At 70.8% G+C, this 18,679-nt stretch carries 20 protein-coding genes and 2 pseudogenes; 12 read left to right on the top strand and 10 right to left on the bottom strand.

Features of this window, described 5'->3' with window-relative positions:
• Positions 1-441: 441 nt before the first annotated feature.
• From IE142_RS08315 to IE142_RS08300, 5 genes are all read right to left on the bottom strand, one after another.
• On the bottom strand, positions 442-1,116 hold the full coding sequence (locus tag IE142_RS08315) for a response regulator (protein ID WP_191885091.1): 675 nt from the start codon (positions 1,114-1,116) through the stop codon (positions 442-444).
• Entirely contained in the window at positions 1,113-2,345 is a 1,233-nt protein-coding gene (locus IE142_RS08310) for a sensor histidine kinase (protein ID WP_191885090.1), read from the bottom strand. The genes IE142_RS08315 and IE142_RS08310 overlap by 4 nt, the downstream gene beginning before the upstream one ends.
• 285 nt (positions 2,346-2,630) lie before the next feature.
• Positions 2,631-2,864, bottom strand: coding sequence for a discoidin/SUN/FTP domain-containing protein (locus IE142_RS36450; RefSeq protein ID WP_229830287.1), 234 nt, complete (start codon positions 2,862-2,864; stop codon positions 2,631-2,633).
• Positions 2,861-3,265 (bottom strand): hypothetical protein, encoded by a 405-nt coding sequence (locus tag IE142_RS36445; protein WP_229830284.1) that lies wholly within the window; start codon positions 3,263-3,265, stop codon positions 2,861-2,863. The genes IE142_RS36450 and IE142_RS36445 overlap by 4 nt, the downstream gene beginning before the upstream one ends.
• A complete protein-coding gene (locus IE142_RS08300; protein WP_191885089.1) occupies positions 3,262-3,885 on the bottom strand; it encodes a hypothetical protein in 624 nt (207 codons plus the stop codon). The genes IE142_RS36445 and IE142_RS08300 overlap by 4 nt, the downstream gene beginning before the upstream one ends.
• Positions 3,886-4,070: 185 nt before the next feature.
• Between IE142_RS08300 and IE142_RS08295 the strand changes: the two genes are divergently transcribed.
• Genes IE142_RS08295 through IE142_RS08275 form a run of 5 tightly spaced genes read left to right on the top strand, consistent with a single transcriptional unit; the run spans position 4,071 to position 8,221 of the window.
• Complete coding sequence (locus tag IE142_RS08295; protein WP_191885088.1) at positions 4,071-4,211, top strand: hypothetical protein; 141 nt, start codon at positions 4,071-4,073, stop codon at positions 4,209-4,211.
• Entirely contained in the window at positions 4,211-5,578 is a 1,368-nt protein-coding gene (locus tag IE142_RS08290) for an enolase C-terminal domain-like protein (protein WP_191885087.1), read from the top strand. Before IE142_RS08295 ends, IE142_RS08290 begins: the two co-directional genes overlap by 1 nt.
• On the top strand, positions 5,575-6,330 hold the full coding sequence (locus tag IE142_RS08285) for an SDR family NAD(P)-dependent oxidoreductase (RefSeq protein WP_191885086.1): 756 nt from the start codon (positions 5,575-5,577) through the stop codon (positions 6,328-6,330). Before IE142_RS08290 ends, IE142_RS08285 begins: the two co-directional genes overlap by 4 nt.
• Positions 6,330-7,358: an aldo/keto reductase gene (locus IE142_RS08280; RefSeq protein ID WP_191885085.1), complete on the top strand. Its 1,029-nt coding sequence runs from the start codon at positions 6,330-6,332 to the stop codon at positions 7,356-7,358. The genes IE142_RS08285 and IE142_RS08280 overlap by 1 nt, the downstream gene beginning before the upstream one ends.
• The gene (locus IE142_RS08275) at positions 7,355-8,221 is read left to right on the top strand and encodes an amidohydrolase family protein (protein WP_191885084.1); all 867 of its coding nucleotides are present in this window, start codon (positions 7,355-7,357) and stop codon (positions 8,219-8,221) included. The genes IE142_RS08280 and IE142_RS08275 overlap by 4 nt, the downstream gene beginning before the upstream one ends.
• Positions 8,222-8,248: 27 nt before the next feature.
• Here IE142_RS08275 and IE142_RS08270 read toward each other — a convergent pair whose 3' ends face one another.
• Positions 8,249-8,965, bottom strand: a complete 717-nt coding sequence (locus IE142_RS08270; protein ID WP_191885083.1) for a GntR family transcriptional regulator — start codon at positions 8,963-8,965, stop codon at positions 8,249-8,251.
• A 39-nt stretch (positions 8,966-9,004) separates the two neighbouring features.
• Entirely contained in the window at positions 9,005-9,835 is an 831-nt protein-coding gene (locus IE142_RS39410; protein ID WP_502266894.1) for a YdeI/OmpD-associated family protein, read from the bottom strand.
• 108 nt (positions 9,836-9,943) lie between these two features.
• Between IE142_RS39410 and IE142_RS08265 the strand changes: the two genes are divergently transcribed.
• The 3 genes and pseudogenes from IE142_RS08265 to pdxR all read left to right on the top strand — a co-directional run bounded on the left by IE142_RS08265 (position 9,944) and on the right by pdxR (position 12,562).
• Positions 9,944-10,513: a chloramphenicol phosphotransferase CPT family protein gene (locus IE142_RS08265; RefSeq protein WP_191885491.1), complete on the top strand. Its 570-nt coding sequence runs from the start codon at positions 9,944-9,946 to the stop codon at positions 10,511-10,513.
• Between the two features lie 103 nt (positions 10,514-10,616).
• Positions 10,617-10,971 (top strand): annotated as a pseudogene (locus IE142_RS36440) (O-methyltransferase); the annotation flags it as partial.
• Positions 10,972-11,098: 127 nt separating this feature from the next.
• Entirely contained in the window at positions 11,099-12,562 is a 1,464-nt protein-coding gene (gene pdxR / locus IE142_RS08260) for a MocR-like pyridoxine biosynthesis transcription factor PdxR (protein WP_229830282.1), read from the top strand.
• Between the two features lie 18 nt (positions 12,563-12,580).
• Here pdxR and IE142_RS08255 read toward each other — a convergent pair whose 3' ends face one another.
• Positions 12,581-13,555: an aldo/keto reductase gene (locus tag IE142_RS08255; RefSeq protein WP_191885082.1), complete on the bottom strand. Its 975-nt coding sequence runs from the start codon at positions 13,553-13,555 to the stop codon at positions 12,581-12,583.
• A 222-nt stretch (positions 13,556-13,777) separates the two neighbouring features.
• Between IE142_RS08255 and IE142_RS08250 the strand changes: the two are divergent.
• A pseudogene (locus IE142_RS08250) lies at positions 13,778-14,068 on the top strand (serine/threonine-protein phosphatase); the annotation flags it as partial.
• 308 nt (positions 14,069-14,376) lie between these two features.
• Here the strand turns inward: IE142_RS08250 and IE142_RS08245 are convergent.
• Entirely contained in the window at positions 14,377-14,640 is a 264-nt protein-coding gene (locus IE142_RS08245) for a DUF8108 domain-containing protein (RefSeq protein WP_229830279.1), read from the bottom strand.
• Between the two features lie 167 nt (positions 14,641-14,807).
• On the opposite strand from IE142_RS08245, the gene IE142_RS08240 reads away from it, so the two are divergent.
• The 3 genes from IE142_RS08240 (at position 14,808) to IE142_RS08230 (ending at position 17,364) form a co-directional block, all read left to right on the top strand.
• Positions 14,808-15,458, top strand: a complete 651-nt coding sequence (locus tag IE142_RS08240) for a hypothetical protein (protein ID WP_191885081.1) — start codon at positions 14,808-14,810, stop codon at positions 15,456-15,458.
• A 476-nt stretch (positions 15,459-15,934) separates the two neighbouring features.
• A complete protein-coding gene (locus IE142_RS08235; protein WP_191885080.1) occupies positions 15,935-16,600 on the top strand; it encodes a maleylpyruvate isomerase family mycothiol-dependent enzyme in 666 nt (221 codons plus the stop codon).
• Positions 16,601-16,791: 191 nt separating this feature from the next.
• Positions 16,792-17,364, top strand: coding sequence for a GNAT family N-acetyltransferase (locus IE142_RS08230; protein WP_191885079.1), 573 nt, complete (start codon positions 16,792-16,794; stop codon positions 17,362-17,364).
• Positions 17,365-17,696: 332 nt separating this feature from the next.
• Here IE142_RS08230 and IE142_RS08225 read toward each other — a convergent pair whose 3' ends face one another.
• A complete protein-coding gene (locus IE142_RS08225; RefSeq protein ID WP_229830277.1) occupies positions 17,697-18,344 on the bottom strand; it encodes a maleylpyruvate isomerase family mycothiol-dependent enzyme in 648 nt (215 codons plus the stop codon).
• Between the last annotated feature and the right edge of the window lie 335 nt (positions 18,345-18,679).

Here is an 18,679-nt window from a genome sequence, read left to right as displayed (position 1 = left end):
ACACGTCTTTTCCCGCCGGTGCCGGGCGGCACCTGGCGAGGCAGGTGCCGCTGGGCCGGCTCGGGTGCCGGGTCGTCGGGTGCCAACGGCTCCGAGGGGAGTCCCCGAGGTGTTCGGGCAACCTCCATCGGGGCGCCCGGCCCACACGGCCCGGGTACGGGAGTGCAGCCCGTCGGCGTCCAGGACCAAGCCGCGCCCGGTTCCCCTGTGGAAGGTGACGTCGACGCCGTGCTCGTGTGCCGTGAGCACGTCGATGTCGACCGCGAGCCCCGCGTCCACCCGGGCGGTGTCCGGCAGCGGGTGCGCGGCTTCCTCCGGGCGTCATACCGGGAGCCAATGGGGAGGTGCTACCGCGGTAGGCGGTGGGGGACGGCCGGACCGGCTGCCGCCGTATCGCACAGAGGGACTCGGCACCGGGACCGTGCGAACGCCGGGACCGCCCTACTCGCCCGGGGCCACCAGCCCCGATTCGTACGCGAAGACCACCGCCTGGGCTCGGTCGCGCAGGTCGAGCTTGGTGAGGACGCGGCTTACGTGCGTCTTCACCGTCTGCTCGGCCAGCACCAGCGCCGACGCGATCTCCGCGTTGGACCGGCCACGGGCCACCAGGGTGAGGACCTCGGTCTCGCGTTCCGTCAGGGCCCTGAGCCGCAGCGCGGGCTTGCCCCGGGTGACGGGACGTTGCCGTGCGAAGTCCGCGATGAGCCGGCGCGTCACGGAGGGCGCGAGCAGCGCGTCGCCCGAGGCCACGACGCGTACCGCCGAGATGAGGTCGGCGGGTGGCGCGTCCTTCAGCAGGAAGCCGCTCGCTCCGGCCCGCAGCGCCTCGTAGACGTAGTCGTCCACGTCGAACGTGGTGAGCATCAGGACGCGCGGCCGGTGAGTCACCCCCGGCGAGGGCGAGAGGAGCCGGCGCGCGGCCTCGAGGCCGTCCATCTCGGGCATGCGGACGTCCATCAGTACGACGTCGGGACGGGTGCGGCGGCTCAGCTCGACGCCCTGCGCACCGTCGCGGGCCTCGCCCACGACGTCGATGTCGCTCTGGGCGGCCAGCAGCGCGGCGAAGCCGGCCCGCACCATGGCCTGGTCGTCGACGATGATGACGCGTGTGGTCACGTGAGGTCCTTCTCGGTCAGGGGGAGCAGGGCGGCCACCCGGAAACCGCCGTCCGGCAGCGGTCCCGTGTCGAGGGTGCCGCCGACGAGCCGTACCCGCTCGCGCATGCCGACGAGGCCGTGCCCCGTGTCGCCCTCCTCGAGCGGCGCGACGGACGGCCCGGGCGGCGGCCCGTTGACGACGAGGACGATGAGCCGGGCACCGTCCTCGGAAGCGGACTCCGACACCGACACCCGCGTCGGGGCACCCGGCGCGTGCCGCACGACGTTCGCCAGGGCCTCCTGGACGATGCGGTACGCGGACAGGCCCACCGCCTCGGGCACGTCGGCGTCGCAGGGGGTGAACTCCACCGGCACGCCGGCCCTCACCGTCGCCTCCACCAGTTGTCCGATCCGCGTCAGGCCCGGCTGGGGCACCAGCTCGCCCTGTGTCTCCTCGTTTCGCAGTACGCCGAGGAGGCGTCGCATCTCGCCGAGGGACTCCCGCGCGGTCGCCGCGATGGAGGTGAACTCCTCCCGTACGTCCGGCGGCAGCCCGTCGAGACGGTAGGCGGCGGTGTCCGCCTGCACCGTGATGACGGACATGTGGTGCGCCACCACGTCGTGCAGCTCGCGAGCGATGCGGGCGCGTTCCTCCAGCAGCGTCCGCCGGCCACGCTCGGCCTCGCTGATCGTCTCCTGCTCGGCCAGCCTGCGCTGCGCCTCGTACCGCTCGCGGAGCGCGGCGACGAGCAGGAGCGTGACGCCGCTGAGGATGGTCAGCAGCAGGCTCATGGCGTTGGTGCCGTGGGGCGTGACGAACCCCAGGCCGGCGTTCGCGCCCGCCGTCGCCAGCCACACCAGCAGCAGAGTCCGGCGCCGCTCGCGCAGGGCGAGGGCGATGCAGAGGCCGATGTACCCGACGATCTCCATGGGCGGGAACGGCCACAGGAGCCGCTCCTCGAAGTCGACGGTGAGCAGGGCGAGCGCCCCGGCCGCGTCTGCGGCGAAGATCACGTACCAGGCATGCAGCGGGCGGACGACGGCGAGCAGCAGTGGTGCCGACTGCGCGATGGCGAGCGTGCTCGCTATACCGCCGTTCAGACCGTAGTCGGCTGTGAGCACCTGAATGGTGGTGGGCAGCAGGGCGACACACAGTACGAACGCCACGCCCCACGGCAGCAGCCTCACCCACCAACGGGATGCGCCCGCGAGCGGCGCGCGTGGGCGCTCCTCCTCCACTGAGGTCATTGACACCACCATATGCGCGCGTGTGCGCGGGGGTGCTCCCCAGCGGCGCGTCATCCGTCCGTCCCCCTCTGTCTCGTCCCGGGAAGAGGATAGGCAGGCGGGGTGGGGCGAGGCGTCACACTGGGGAGCCAGGTCGGCGTGATACCCGGGTAGGGGGTGGGCCGGTCAACGCCATTGGGCATGCCGTATTCGCTGTGCACCCGTGCCGCCCGCGGCCGATGCGGAATCCGGCGTGTCGTGTGCCCGTGTCCACCCGGCCCCCGTCCGGGAGCCGGGCTCGGTGTGTCAGGAGACGGGAGTTCCGAGGATCCCCAGCTCGTGGATCGAGTAGCACCAGGTCGTCTTCCGTTCGACGCCCTGCACACGGACGTGGCTCACGACCTCGTCACCGGGGAGCCGGACGACGTCGTTGCCGCAGCCGTCCGGGCGCTGCGTGGACACGGTCTTCCAGGTCACGCCGTCCGTGGAGGTCCGGACGGTGCACTCCGTCGCACACGCGCTCTCCCAGGTGACGGTCACCGCCGCGACCTTCGCCGGGGTGGGCGAGCTCGCTCTGCACCCACTCGTCGTCCCAGTAGCCGGAGGCCCAGCGGGTGCCCGTCCGGCCGTCGTTGACGTGACGCGGGGTCAGCCGGTCGAGATCCTGATTCCACGCTGGAGGCCGAAGCCGTCCCCCTCAGGGCCAGGTTCTCCGCGCCTCCCGCGGAGTCCCACAACTGGAGCCTCAGGCCGGCCTGGAAGAGGAACGCGTCGAGCACGCCGTCGCCGACCTCGGGCTGGACCGAGCCCCAGGAGTTGCGCGGGGGATCGATCCGTACGGCGCGGGCCTGCCGTTGCAGTTCGTCGGACTCGGCCAGCAGCCGGTCAGAGGTCTCCTTGTCGCCGGCCTGCCGGGCCGCGAGGGCGTCGAGCATCCTCACCGTCGCCGTGCCCCACAGCTCGGTGGCGTCCAGCCAGGCGGCTGCGTCGGTACCGCGCGGCGGGCGGGGTTGTCGCGGTCCCGGTCCAGTCGGATCCATCCCCGGGGGTCGGGAACCGACCGGTGCATCACGGCACGGCCGTCGTGCGCCCGGTTCTCGGACCGCCGAGGTCCGGTGGCCACGAAGGTGTACGTGTCGTCGAGCAGTCGCAGCGCCGCCGCGTTCCAGGGGCAGCGACGGGAGCGGAACTCCGTCAGCAGTCCGCCGACCTGACGGACGAAGGCGTCGTCCGCCTCGCGGGGCATGTCCGTGAGGCGGTCGAGGGCCCACTGAATGAGCCCACCGTCGTTCTCCGCCTCGTTGCGGACGCGGTCCTGCGGCAGCAGGAGATCCGCCCCGTCCCGCAGCGCTTCCAGGTGGGCATCGAGCAGGTCCAGGGCGGTCCGGTCGGCAGGCCACGCCCGCCCCACTTTCCCGCGCTGCTCCGGTTCGTCAGCGTAGCCAGGACGTCGCCACCGGGACCGCGAGTTCGTCCACGCCCGGCGGTCCAGCAGTTCGACGGCGCGGTGGCCCGACAGGGAGCGCTGGACCACCAGCCTCCGGAACCATGGGACCTTCACGTTCTATACGATCCCTCCGCCGTCGACCATGGAGGGCGTGCGGACCGCGCACGGATCACGCGCCGGCAAAGCGGCCACATCGAGGCGTAATGCCGCCCGTCCGTGCACGGACCTTGACGTGGACCCGCGTCCTCCTCCAGCATCACGACAACCAAATCCTATTCGATTCGAGTGGGGCGCCCACCGTGAGCCGACGCAGCGAAGCCACGACCGCAGCGGTCACCCCGGCCAACCCGGCCGCGACCGTCGAGGAGGCCGGGCCCGGCGAGTGGCGGACCGCGATCGACGGACTCCGCCGCCTGCGACAGACCCTCGGGAAGGCGTGATGAGCGACCACGGCGGCCCGGCCCGCGTCACGGGCCTGGACGTCATCGACATCCGGTTCCCCACCTCCCGGCAGTTGGACGGCTCCGACGCCATGAACCCCGACCCGGACTACTCGGCCGCCTACGTCGTCCTGCGGACCGACGCCCGGGACGGCGCGGGCGGACCTCTCGAAGGACACGCCTTCACCTTCACCATCGGCCGCGGCAACGACGTACAGGCAGCGGCCATCGGCGCGCTGCGCGACCACGTCGTCGGCCTGCCCGTCGACGCCGTCTGCGCCGACCCGGGCACGGTGAGCCGCGCCCTGAACGACGACAGTCAACTGCGCTGGCTCGGCCCCGAGAAGGGCGTGATGCACATGGCGGTCGGCGCCGTCGTCAACGCGGTGTGGGACATGGCGGCCAGACGCGCCGGCAAGCCGGTCTGGAAACTACTCGCCGACGCGGAACCGGAGTGGCTCGCCGACCAGGTGGACTACCGGTACATCGAGGACGCGCTCAACCGCGACGACGCCCTGAAGCTGCTGCGCGAGGGCAAGGAGGGCGCCTTCGCCCGCGAGGCCCTGCTGCTGGAGCGGGGGTACCCCGGCTACACCACCTCTCCCGGGTGGCTCGGATACTCCGACGAGAAGCTGGTGCGGCTCGCCGAACAGGCGGTCGCGGACGGCTTCACGCAGATCAAGCTGAAGGTCGGCGCGGACCTGGCAGACGACGTCCGCAGGCTGCGCGCGGCGCGTGCGGCTGTCGGCGCGGACATCCGCATCGCGATCGACGCCAACCAGCGCTGGAACGTCGCCGAGGCCGTCGAGTGGACCAAGGCGCTCGCCGAGTCCGACCCGTACTGGATCGAGGAGCCCACCAGCCCCGACGACATCCTCGGCCACGCCGCTGTCCGCCGGGGCGTCGCACCCGTCAAGGTCGCCACCGGCGAGCACGTGCCGAACCGCATCGTGTTCAAGCAACTCCTCCAGGCGGAGGCGATCGACGTACTGCAGATCGACGCGGCCCGCGTGGGCGGAGTGAACGAGAACCTCGCAGTCCTCCTCCTCGCCGCCAAGTACGGCGTACCGGTCTGCCCGCACGCGGGCGGCGTCGGACTGTGCGAACTCGTGCGCCACCTCTCGATGTTCGACTTCGTGGCCCTCTCGGGGACCACCGAGGACCGGGTGATCGAATACGTCGACCACCTCCACGAGCACTTCGAGGACCCCGTAGTCATGGCGAACGGCCACTACACGGTCCCCACCGCACCCGGCTTCTCGTCCCGCATGCACGCTGCTTCCATCGCCGCATACCGCTACCCCGACGGCGACTTCTGGGCAGCCGACCGCGCCGCCGCCGAGCAGCAGAAGGGCAGCCACGCATGAGCGAACTGACCGGACTCAAGGCCCTGGTGACCGGGGGCGCCTCGGGCATCGGCAGGGCCACCGCGGAGCTGCTGGCCGCACGCGGCGCCGAAGTCGCCGTCCTGGACCTCGACCCCTCCGCCGTCGACCGGCCCCTGCGCGCCCACCTCGCCGACGTGTCGGACGACACCTCCGTACGGTCCGCCGTCGCCGCCGCGGCCGACGACCTCGGCGGCCTCGACATCCTGGTCAACAACGCCGGCATCGGCGCCGCCGGCACCGTCGAGGACAACGCCGACACGGAATGGCACCGCGTACTCGACGTCAACGTCCTGGGCATCGTCCGCACCACCCGGGCAGCCCTGCCGCTGCTGCGGGCTTCCGACAGCCCGGCGATCGTCAACACGTGCTCCATCGCGGCCACCGCCGGCCTCCCCCAGCGCGCCCTGTACAGCGCGAGCAAGGGAGCCGTGCAGGCCCTCACCCTCGCCATGGCCGCCGACCACGTCCGCGAGGGCATCCGCGTCAACTGCGTGAACCCGGGTACCGCCGACACCCCTTGGGTCGGCCGGCTCCTGAACCGCGCTCCCGATCCGGTGGCGGAGCGGGCGGCGCTGAACGCGCGGCAGCCGATGGGCCGCCTGGTCACCGCGGAGGAGGTCGCCGCGGCCATCGTGTACCTGGCGAGCCCGGCCGCGGCGAGCGTCACGGGAACCGCACTCGCGGTGGACGGCGGGATGCAGGGACTGCGGCTGCGCCCGAAGGGACAGTGATGGACACCGACGGCCGCGGCACGTCCCGCGAGGGACTGCCGCTGCGTACCCTCGGCCGCAGCGGCGTCCCCGTCACCGCCCTCGGCTTCGGTGCCGCGGCCATCGCCGGTCTCTACGAGGACGTGGGGGAGGACGGCGCGGCGGCCACGATCGAGGCGGCCTGGGCCGCCGGCATCCGCTACTTCGACACCGCCCCGCACTACGGTCTGGGCCTGTCGGAAAGACGGCTGGGCGCGGCCCTGCGTGGAAAACCCCGGGACGCCTACACCCTGTCCACCAAGGTGGGCCGGCTGCTCGAACCGCACGACGGCGGGGGAGACGACCTGGCCCACGGTTTCGCCGTGCCGGCCACCCACCGGCGCAGGTGGGACTTCAGCGCCGACGGCGTACGCCGCTCGCTGGACGACAGCCTCACCAGGCTCGGGCTCGATCGCGTGGACCTGGTCCTCCTCCACGACCCCGACGATTACGCGGAGCAAGCCTTCGCTCAGGCGTACCCCGCCCTGGAGGAGCTGCGCTCACAAGGTGTGGTGCGCGCCATCGGCGCCGGAATGAACCAGAGCCGGATGCTGACCCGTTTCGTCACCGACACGGACGTCGACGCCGTGCTCTGCGCCGGGCGCTACACTCTGCTGGAACAGGGCGCGCTGGAGGAGTTGCTGCCGGCCGCCGAGGCGGCCGGCAAGAGCGTCATCATCGGCGGTGTCCTCAACTCAGGGCTGCTGGCCGACCCCGGGGCCGGAGCCAGGTACGACTACGCGGCGGCCCCCGAGCACCTGCTGCGCAGGGCCGTGCTCATGCGGGACGTGACACGGGCACACGGAGTCGAGCTGCGGGCTGCCGCCGTCCGCTTCCCCTTCGGACACCCGGCGGTCGCCTCGGTCCTCGTCGGCGCGCGGTCGGCCGCCCAGGTCCAGGACACGGCCGAGCGGTACCACCGTCCGATTCCCGGCGCCCTGTGGAACGCCTTGCGGGAGCGGGAGCTGCTCCCGGCCGACGTGCCGGTACCGGAAGGACGTCCCGCTTGACCGCCGTCGTCGACGCCCACCACCATTTGTGGGACCTCGCCTCGCGCGACCAGGAGTGGACCTGCGCTCCCGGCCTCGCGCCGTTGCGGCGTTCCTTCGTCCTCGCCGACCTGGAGACCGAGACGCGGGCGGCCGGAGTAACGGCCACCGTACTGGTGGAGACGGTCAACGTCGCCGACGAGACACCGGAGTTGGCCCTCGCCGAGGCAGGCGGCCCGGTCGGCGCGGTCGTGGGCTGGACCGATCTGACGGCGCCTGATGTGGCCGACGCGCTGGAGGCACTGCGGGCCCTGCCCGGTGGCGGCTTCCTGCGCGGCATACGTCACCAGGTCCAGGGGGAGCCCGACCCCGACTGGCTGACCCGGCCGGACGTCCTGCGCGGCCTGCGCGCGGTCGCCGCCGCCGGGCTCGTCTACGACCTGGTCGTGCTGCCGCACCAACTGCCCGCGGCGACGGGTGCGGCCGCCGCCGTACCCGAACTCAGGTTCGTCCTGGACCACCTCGGCAAGCCACCCATCGCCTCGGGTGCGCTCGATCCGTGGGCGACGCGACTGCGGGACCTGGCCGCCCGGCCGAACACCGTGTGCAAACTCTCCGGCATGGTCACCGAGGCCGACCGGACGTCGTGGACCGTCGACGACCTGCGCCCGTACGCCGACACCGTGATCGAGGCGTTCGGGCCACGCAGGCTGATGTTCGGCTCGGACTGGCCGGTGTGCACGCTCGCCGCCGGCTACGGCGACGTCGTGCGCTCCGCCCGTGAACTCACGGCCTCCCTCACCGAGGCCGAGCGGGCCGAAGTGTGGTCGGGTACCGCCCGGCGCGTGTACCGGATGACCGGGAGCGGGACGCACACCGGGTGACCGGCGCGTGCGCCGCGTCAGGTCCGGTCACCGCCCCTCGAACCGGGACAGCTGGCGCTCCAGACTCCGCGTGAGGTGCTCGGCCATCGCCTCGGCGGCACGCTCGGGCCGACGGCGCAGTATCGCCCGCACCACGCGTTCGTGCTCGTCCAGGGTGGGGGCACCCGCGTCCTGCACCGCGCTCAGCCGGAAGATGTGCAGATGGGCGTGGAGCCGCTCCACCGCGTCCGCGAGCAGCGGCAGGTGCGCGGCTTCCGCGACGGCGTCGTGGAAACGCTGGTCGAGCGCCGCGAAGTCCCGGTAGGCGGCGTACGGCCCGCCGGGACCGGGGTGGGCCTGCATGGCCTCCAGCGTCGCCTCGATACCGTCGAGCTGCCGCTCGTCGGCGTGGTGGGCGGCGAGGGCGGCCGCGCGCGGTTCCAGGAGCAGCCGCATCTCGAACAGCTCTGCCACGCCCCGTCGGGTCAGCAGCTCGGTCGCCCGGTACCCGGCCAGGGACCGTTTGACGACGAGGCCGTCGGACTCCAGCCGGGCCAGGGCCTCGCGCACGGGCGTCGGCGACACGCTCAGCGCACGGGCCAGCGCCTCGATGCCGACGCGCGCCCCCGGAGCGATCTCGTGGTCCATGACCATGGCCTTGATGTCCTCGTAGACACTGTCGGACAGGACCTGCCGGACCGGCCGGGCCGACGGCTCACCCGCCCCGCCCTCGGCGCCGGGGGCATCCGGGTCGTGTGCCGGCATCCTTCTCCCTGCCTTCGGTGGGCTGCGGCCACCGGCAGTCTACTGCTCTGACCGGGAGGTTCCCGGGGACGGCGGGACGCCGAGGACCGTTTCCGCACACAGCAGTGGCGGCGCGAGCCGCTCAGGAGGCCGCGGACCCATGGTCGGTCCGCCCAAGAGCCGGCCTCCCGTCCAGCCTCCACTCGCCTTCGGGGCCCGAGCGCGTGCCCCGAATCCGAGCCGCCGCACTTCCACCGCCGATGTGGAACGCCGTCGATGTCGCCTCGACATTCCTCTGCCTCGCTCTTGGGTTCCGCTGCCCCGGGCCACGGGTGACGGGCCCGGGGCCGGTCGTGCCGGGCCTCGGCCACGGAACGTCACGGATAGATCTTCTCGCCGTTCGCCAGCATGGTGACGAACGGCTTCCAGGCGGGCCTCCTGCAGGTCGTCCGGGACGGTCATCCTGCTCTGGGAGGCGTAGGCCGCCTCCCACCGTCCGTCGGCCTTGGCCGCGTCCACCTCCCGCCGGCCCGCCGGCCGGACACGACCCTCCTCGGCCAGCCGTTCGGCCCGTTCCCGGTTCACCTGGGAGCAGGGGCTCTTCTCGGACCGTGGTGTGAACCGCTGCCGCCAGTACAGATCGTCGACCGCGTCGCGCTGACTGTCGATCCACCCGAAGCAGACGGCGACGGCGAGGGCTTCGGCGTAGGTGATGCTCGGGATGCCGCCGGCCTTCTTCGCGATCTTCACCCACACCCCCGCCGCACTTTCGTGATCCTCCTCCAGCCACTGCTCCCACTGGACTTGATCCTCGAAAGAGGTGATCGGCTCACTCAGAACCGGGTGGAAGCGCGCCCTGTTCGCCGACCGCGAGGCGCGAGCCCGCACCATGACGCCCTGCTCCCTCCCACCAGCGGCGCCCGTGTGGACCGCGACGGTGACGCGGGTATCGGAACGTTTGCCGCCCCCGCCGCTCGGGGGCATGTGATCATGAGGGCCATGGAGTCCGGGCAGATCATCTTCCTCAATGGCACTTCCAGCTCCGGGAAGTCGAGCATCGCCCGGGAACTGCTCGACATTCTGGACGACGGTGTCTACTTCCACCTGGCGGTGGACAGCTTCAACGCGATGCGTACCGAACGGGCCCTCGACCCCGAGGACCTCGACGCCGCCCTATGGCGTACCAGGAAGGGCTTTCACCGCTCGATCGCGGCCATGGCCGAGGTGGGCAACAACATCGTGGTCGATCATGTCCTGAGCGAGCCCTGGCGCCTGCTCGATTGCCTCATGGTGCTGCGTCCCGAGGACGTTCTGTTCGTCGGTGTCCGCTGCCCGCTCGATGAACTGGTCCGTCGCGAACTGGCCCGTGGCGACCGGCCCACGGGCCTCGCGGAGTACCAATACGACCTGGTGCACGGGCACGAGGACTACGACCTGGAATGCGACACCAGCACCGCGACTCCACGGGAATGTGCCGAGCGGATCAAGACGTTTCTGCCAAGTCGCCCCACCCCCACCGCTTTCACCCGCCTCCGCGAACGCCATCTGCCGAGCCGACGGCATACGTGAGGACGCCGACGGCCCGAAAGCGGCACCGAGTCCTGTCCGACGACGAAACCCGGTCCGCCGCGAGTCGCAGGGAGCGAGAGGGTGCCGATGTCGGGGAAGCGCCATGTTCACTGCGAGGGGAAGGGGGTGCGTGACGATGGCGAGACGTGTGGTCCCGCCCCGCGTGGCAGCCGCGGAGCGTGCCGCCGCCGAGGCGGGATTCGGGGATAGCCGCATCTCGGAAGCGGGCAGGCTGCTCGGCCGTGCCGCCGCGGCGAAGCCCCACGGAGCGCCGAGAGCGGCACCGGCTCCGGAGTGGGCACCGCCTGGCTGCACAGTGGCCTCGGCGCCGGTGCCCGCCTGATCCCGTTGAGCGTGCCCAGGAGCCGGCCCGTCGGGCGGCCATTGTCTTCGCGGACGGCGACCGCGGCGGCGTCCTCACGGGCGACTGGCGGCTGCTCGAACCGCAGGTCTCCTTTCCTCCGGTCCGCACGCTGAACCGAACGAAACCGCTCGGGGGACAGCCGACCCAGGGTGCCGGGCGAGGGCGAGCCGCCGTGGAGCCCGCCGCCGGACCGCCCCGGACGGTCGGTAGCATCGGCAGCCGTGGCGAACGATCGGACGGACTCGGCCTGGGGGACCTTCCTCGAGCTCGGCCGGCCGGCAGAGGGCCCGATGTACGTCCGGCTGACCCGCGCGCTGCGCGCAGCCGTGACCGGCGGGCGTATCGCCTCGGGCAGCGCCCTGCCGCCGAGCAGGACTCTTGCGGCGGACTTGGGCTGCTCGCGGTGGGTCGTGACGGAGGCGTACGCGCAGCTCGTCGCCGAGGGGTATCTGGAGGCGCGCAGCGGCTCGGCCACCAGGGTCCGGGCGCAGGCCGTCCCGGCAGCGGCAACGAGCCCTGACGATTCCGGTACGCGGTGGGAGCCGGAGTTCGACATGCTTCCCGGTGTGCCCGACCTGCGGGCGTTCCCCCGCAGACAGTGGGCCGAGGCCGTACGGGAAGCCACCGGTGCACTGACGTGGGGCGAGCTCGGATACCCCGACGCGGCCGGTCTCGCCCGGCTCCGGCAACGGCTCGCGGCGTACCTAGTGCGGGGCCGCGGCGCCTCGCTGGACGCCCGGCAACTCGTCGTCTGCGGCGGCACGCTGGACGCGGTGCTCAGAGTGTGCCGCGTCCTGCGTGCCGATGGGCACTCCCATGTGGCCGTGGAAGACCCTGGGTGGTCGCGGCTGGGCGCCACGGTCAGGGCGGCGGGTCTGGTGCCCGTCCCGGTCCCCGTGGACGGCGACGGCCTGCGGGTGGACCTGTTGCGGCACGCGCGGCAGGTCCGGTCGGTGATCGTCGCTCCCGCTCACCAGTTCCCGACCGGTGTGGTCCTCGCCCCGGCCCGCCGCGCCGATCTGGTCGCCTGGGCCCGTGAGGTCGACGGCCTGGTGCTGGAGGACGACTACGACGCCGAGTTCCGCTACGACCGCCGCCCCGTGGGCGCCGTCCAGGGCATGGCCCCGGAGCACGTCGTATCGATGGGATCGGTCAGCAAGACCCTTTCACCGGCGCTGCGGATCGGCTGGGCGGTGGCGCCACCGCGTTGGGCCGCCGTCCTCGGTGCGGAGCACGTCGGAGGCATGCCACCACCCGTCATCGACCAGGAGGCGTTCGCCCGGTTCCTGGCCCGCGGTGCCTACGACCGGTTTCTGAGAGCATCCAGGCTGCGCTACAAGCGGCGCCGCGACCACCTCCTGGGCGAACTCGCGGCGTCACTGCCCGGGTCCCGGGTGTCCGGTGCGGCGGCGGGCTTCCATCTGCTGCTGTCCCTGACGGACTGCTCGGCGCGCGCCGTCGTCGAGGAGGCGGCCCGCCACGACGTGAGGCTGGCGGACCTCGACGACTACCGCATGGTGCGGGCCGCGGACGGCGCCGGCCCGACGCTGGTCCTCGGATACGGCAACCTGGCCGACCAGGCCGTGCCCGGCGCCGTAAGACGCCTGGCACGGGCCGTCGACGCGGCCCGGCTCCGTGACCGCCGGAACTTCAGGGACGGGAGAGCCGGGGAACGGCCGGGCTGAAGGTCAGCGTGCGGCCCGTCAACCCGTCGCTGCGAGATCGAGCCTCACCCTGCTCTCGCCGGGCAGCTCCAGCTCCAAGGCGCCCAGTACTTCGTTCAGCTGCTCGACGGAACTCACCCCCACGATCGGGATCACCGGCGGGTCACCCCCGAGCAGCCAGGCCAGTACCACCTGGTTGGCCGTGGCACCGAGTTCGGCGGCCACCTCCCCGAGAACGGCCAGACGCTGACGGGTGCCAGGGTGGTCGTAGGCGGCCGGCAAGGACTTGTCCGGCCGTGTGTAAGCGCCCGAGAGCAGGGACGAGTAGGCCATCAGTGTCAAGTCCGGCTCGGTGCGTACGTAATCGAGAAGTTCGGGGCTCACATGGACGTGTCCGCCCTCCGGAAGTCCGATGTCGAAGCGCGGCTGGAGGTAGGAGTAGCGCTGCTGGACGCAGGTGTAAGCGGTCCAGCCGTTGGTCCGGGCCATCGCGCGGGCCCGCTCGGTTCGCCAGGTGGTGTGGTTGGAGCAGCCCAGTACGGACACCTTGCCACCGCTGATCAACTCCTCGAGAGCACCGAGCGATTCCTCCAGCGGGACGGACCGGTCCTCGATGTGTGTCCAGTACAGGTCGATGTGATCGGTGCCCAGGCGTCGCAGGCTGGCTTCCGCGGCCTTGCGTATCACCGGTGCCGACAGTCCCTCGGCCGTCTCCAGGCCGCTGTCGGGGACGGTGGGCCGGGCCCCCACTTTGGTGGAGATGACGACCTTGTCGTACAGGCGGCGACTCGCCAACCAGCGGCCGACGGTGCTCTCGCTCTCGTCCCCGGTCCCGCCGGGGGCCCAGAACGCGTAATTGTCGGCGGTGTCGATGAGATCGCCGCCGGCCTCGACGAACCGGTCGAGAATGGCGAAGGACGTCTTCTCGTCCACGGTGGTGCCGAAGGGCAGTGCGCCCAGGCACAGGGCGCTGACGACGGGGCCCGACGGGCCCCCGACACGGCGTCGGAGCATCGGTGTCACCTCAACTCTTTCCCGCACGTTCATGACTTGCGGGCTCGGACAGGTACGGATCCACCGTAGGAACACAACGGTCCGGTGTCCCGATCCAAAGATGCACAGAAAATGCAGACCGATTGACGCCGACCGCTGACGAGCCGATGGTGCGCGGTGAAGGGAAGGGGCGACCACCTACCGCCTCGCCGGCTACGCCGAACTCGACGACGAGCGCGCAACCTGCGCCCCCATATTCATCCGGGTCCCCTGCTCGTCACGGCACCGGCGATCACGCAGTCGTTCGGCGGACTCCGGACGGTGGGGGCTGGTCGCTGACTGGCGGTGATCGCGCAGACGACCATCGGGGTGCTGCGCGATCCCGACGAATTGCTCTCCGCCGACCACGAGGCACAGATCATCGCGCTCGTGGTGGTCGGCACATGCCTCGTCGTCTTCTGCGTAGTGACGGAGCACCGCGCCCGGGAACTGATGCTGGTGAACGCGTTCCGCGTTGCGGCACACCGGCAGGTCGGCCTGGACGAACTGGTCGCCCACCTCGACCGAAGGCCGTGATGGAGCCCGGCGATACGGGCCTGGCCTTCGCCTGACCGACCGAGCGGCTCGGAGTACCAGCAGAGGAGTGAGCTCCCTGGTCATGAGGAGAGCCGACACGTGCCGTCAAGGGCGTCTTGACGTCGGCTGTTCGGCAGATGGCGGCCTGCTCGGATCGGACGACTCGCCCTTTGGCCGTCTTGGCCTCGCACCGGCGCGGGCCCCGGCCGGCTTCTCCGCCCCCGGGGCCGCCACCGTGCGAGGCGGATGTGCGTGCCGTGGTCCGGCTACAGTCCGCGCTTCTTGTTCCAGTCGCTCACATACCAGGCGTAGACGATGTTGCCCAGACCGGCGGTGAACAGGAACAACCAGAAGTGCGCCCAGAAGGACTGACGCTTCCTGCGGCCGTACCCGCCGGCGAACGCCGCAGCCGAAGCGGCCGCCGACACGTTGTTGTTGATGATGATCGGCTGCGGCGCGTAAGGCTGCGGCAGCTGAGGGTACCCCTGCTGCCCGTACTGCGGCTGCGGTGGCTGATGAGGCGTGTTCACAGGCGCCCCCCTCTCATTCACAAGTCGACGGCCGAACCATAGCCGACCCTCCGGCACGCCATCCCCGCGCTGTCAACACGCGGACTTCACATGTGCTCCGGAGGGGCTGTCCCGAGTGGCTCGAGGCGAAGACGACCCGTATAAGATCACCCACCGGGGGTGATGGCATGATCATGAGGAACTACCGGTGGTGCGCGGCGACCGCGGCGTCGCTGCTGCTGACCGCCTGCGGCGGCGCTGAGGACGACGGTGGGAAGGGCCGGTCGGCGGTGCTCACGAAGGCGCAGGTGAGACAGACGCTGCCGGACGGAGAAGCCATGACGGGCTGGCAGGAGTCGGCTCGGCCCACTGCTGTCGCCATGAACAAGCTGTACCGGCAGCAGGCCTGCCCCATCAAGAACAACGCGGGCTGCGAGGGCTCGCGCTTCTACGGCGTTTCGACTTTCCAGCACGACGACAACGCCGCGAACATCAGCTTCCTGATCATCGCTTACGACAGCGAACAGGCCGCCCAGAAGGCGTACGACGTGCTCTGGGACGGCTATTACAGCAAGAGGGTGGGTCAGAAAGCGAAGACCTTCCCGCTCGGCCCCATAGCCGATGAGTGCGACGCCCTGCTCGGTCCCTCCGGCTTCCACGACGAACCCGGCACCATCACCCAGACCCGGGTCGGCGCAACGCTGCTGTGGATCGAGGCGGCTTCCGCGGGCAAGGGCGGCGTGGACGAGGACGGTGCCCGGGACCTGGCCGCGGTGTTCGCGGAGCGTGCCCGGCAGGCTCAGGACGGGGAGGATCCTTCCGCCGCGCTCGTAGGCTGAGCGGGCTTCCACGCCGTGCGTCCTGCGCACTGCCTGGGTCCCCCGCGGCTCGGTCCCGTCGATCGACACAGCGAACCGCGGACTTTCACAGGAGGGCTGTCGCCGGGCATGGACACGACGTGGATCACAGACGGAGCCCGGGGCAACGTCACCCCGGACTCCGCGGGGGCACGCCAGAGATGCGCGCCCGGAGCATGAAGGGACTGGCCGTGGCCTGCGTTCGGGCACGCCCTGGGCGACCGGAGTCTCGACCACCGCTGTCATGGCCTCCTCGCGAACCGGCGCGGCGCAACGGGAGCGCTGGTAAGCCACCGCCGGTGCGCATCTGACCCGGGGCGGGTGCTGAAAGAAGAGGCAGTTGCAAGCGATGACTTTGCTCAGCAACAAGAGTCCCCTGTACCGACACCCCTACCGATCACCCACCTGATCCGGTCCAGGGACAAAGCAGAGCACGCCCCGTGACAGGAGATCCCCGCATGACTGAGCCGGAACTGACAGCAGACAGCAGTCGCGGGACGGGGGTCTGGCCCCTGATCCACGCTGAGCGAGCAGCACTGGCGGCTGATCTCGCAGACTTGACGGACGAGCAGTGGGCGACACCGTCGCTGTGCAGCGATTTCACGGTGCGTGAGGTGCTGGCGCATCTCACTGCGGCGGCGAACCTCAACGGCGTGCGCTGGCTCGCCGGGGTGATCCGCTGTCGGTTCGACTTCGACAAGCAGGTGGCCATGCGTGTGGCCGAGTATTTGGGCACAACGCCGGGTGAAACCTTTGAGTTGTTCCGGCGTAGCGTCCGGAGCACGACCAAGCCCTTCCTGCCCGCCCCGGCCGTGCTGGGCGAGACGATCGTGCACGGAGAAGACATCCGACGTCCCCTGGGCATCCGTCACGACTACCCGATTGAGGTCGTTGCGCAGGTGGCCCAGTACTACCAGGGCTCGGACCTCGTGGTCGTTGCCAAAGGACGCATCGATGGTCTGGAACTCGTCGCCACAGACAGCCCTTTCACCACCGGTTCCGGCTCCCTCGTGTCCGGTCCCACGCTGGCCCTGGTGATGGCCATGACCGGCCGCGCGACGTACTGCGACGATCTCGAAGGCGACGGTGTGGAGCTCCTTCGCAGTCGCTGCGGAACAACGTGACACGACGTTGCGGCATCCGGACCGGCCTCGGACCGTGGCGACGTGGAGTCCGGGTCGGCCTGCCGTGAAGGGGCGTCGCCGTTTGACGGCGTGAGATCTGCTGGTAGGTGGTGGTGCCTTGGTCGTGAGGACCGGACCGAGATCGGATATTCGGTGTTCTGCCCGACCCGGGAGGAGCCAAGGTGGTGCCCATGACTCTGGCCACTCCCGTGCTCCGTACCGCTCGTCTGCGACTGCGACCCTTCACTTGCGCCGACGCGGACGTCCTCTTCGCGCTGCACAGCAGCACCCATGTGATGCGCTACTGGGACTCCGCGCCGTGGAGCGAACAGGCTCGCGCGAAGCGCTTCATCGCGATCTGTCAGAAGGTGGCGGACGAAGGCACCGGGGCGCGGGTGGCCATCGACCGTGCTTCCGACGGAGCCTTCGTCGGCTGGTGCGGTCTGACCGAATGGAATCCGGACTACCGCAGCGCGTCATTGGGCTACTGCCTCGACGATGCGATGTGGGGCCACGGCTACGCGACGGAAGCCGCGCACGCTTTGCTGCAGTGGGCATTCGACACACTGGATCTGAATCGAGTTCAGGCCGAGACCGATACGCGCAATGCGGCATCTGCCCGGGTCCTGGAAAAGATCGGATTCGTGCGGGAGGGAACGTTGCGAGAAGACTGCGTCGTGAACGGCGAGGTATCCGACACGTGGGTGTTCGGGTTGATCGGGCGAGAGTGGCGGCGGTCGGCAAAGTCGGCCCCAGCTCGATGAGGCGCCTCACCTCCGCTTCCGGTGAGGCCGCTTACGGGTTGGATGAGGACGCCTCGCGGACGAGCCGTCCCAGGCGCCGGCGGCGACGTCGATCGGGGACTCGTCGGTGGGCAGGCCGAAGTTCTCGTGCGGGTCGCGAACCCGAATACGTGGCCGGGATGCTCGTTGAAGGCCGTCATGAGGCGCTGATGGACGGCCTGGGCGCCGATGTTTCGCCAAGGAAGAAAAGCTCAGCGACTTTGGGAGCGCTCGAGCGCGGTGCACGCTGGCCCGCCGGGATCGGTTGGCGGGTGCCGCCACGGAACGGGCGGGACAGGCCCAGGCCACGATCGTCAGGCCGGCTGCCTCAGCGCACCGACTCCCTGGCCGTCCAGATCGTTGAGTGCCACGCGCCGTCCCATAATGGCGAGAAGCAGCGAAAGTGCGGGTCCGGTCACTTCCAGACCATCGCCAATCGTTACCTCGGCGTCGGTTGCCGTGAGGCGGAGTGGGGCCACGAGTTCCTTGGCGCCGCCGAAAGACGCCGGGGTACGAGCCTGCAAGCGAATCGCCCTGGCGACGGCGTCCCGGGGGTAGAGACGGGTGAGTCCCAATGGGCGGCGGATGTCCTCACCGTGGACGACCACCTCGACGACCCGGCTGTCGAGTGGCGCCGGAGGGGTCGACGTCCGCGCGGCCGCCCGACGAAGCCGCGCCAACGTCTCCCGCGGTGAATCACCGCGCTCGCGCGTTACACCGCGGGCGTTCTGGCGATGGAAGTCGAACCGTGCCCGGGCGAGGCCGACCACGAAGCCGAGGCGCGTCGTGCGAGCTGAGTCGACGAGGTGGGCGACGACGTCATGGACCGTCCACCCCTCGCAAAGGGACGGCTGCTCCCACTGCTTGTCATCGAGACCCTCAAGGTCATGGATCAGTGCCGCACGCTCCGCGTGCACGATCGACCAGACATCACTGATGCGTTCCGGACTTCCCATGGTCATCGTCTTCCCTCGGTGATCGGCTTGTTGCCCCGTGGAGATGCAGACTCACGATCACCGCAAAACTCATCGCGGAGAGCGGTCCCTCACCTGCATCACCGCGTCCGCGCCGCTTATCACGCAATCTCCACCTGCCAGGGCAGGAGGCCGTGAGGCTTGCACTCGCTCCGAGCGGCCAACCCAGCCACGCTCACGGCCACCGACCGGCGGGATCCGCTACGGGACGCTGAACCATTGCCTTCTCGAATGTGCGACTCGCACCGCCGCAGGCAGTTCACGGTGGCCGGCCTGGAGCAGTTCCGGCACCAGGCGCCCGCCGATGTAGCCGGACGCTCCGG

This window comes from Streptomyces mutabilis, from assembly GCF_014649815.1.
Lineage (GTDB): Bacteria > Actinomycetota > Actinomycetes > Streptomycetales > Streptomycetaceae > Streptomyces > Streptomyces mutabilis.
The sequence above is the reverse complement of the archived record's forward strand: the minus strand, read 5'-3'. Positions and strand labels throughout refer to the sequence as shown.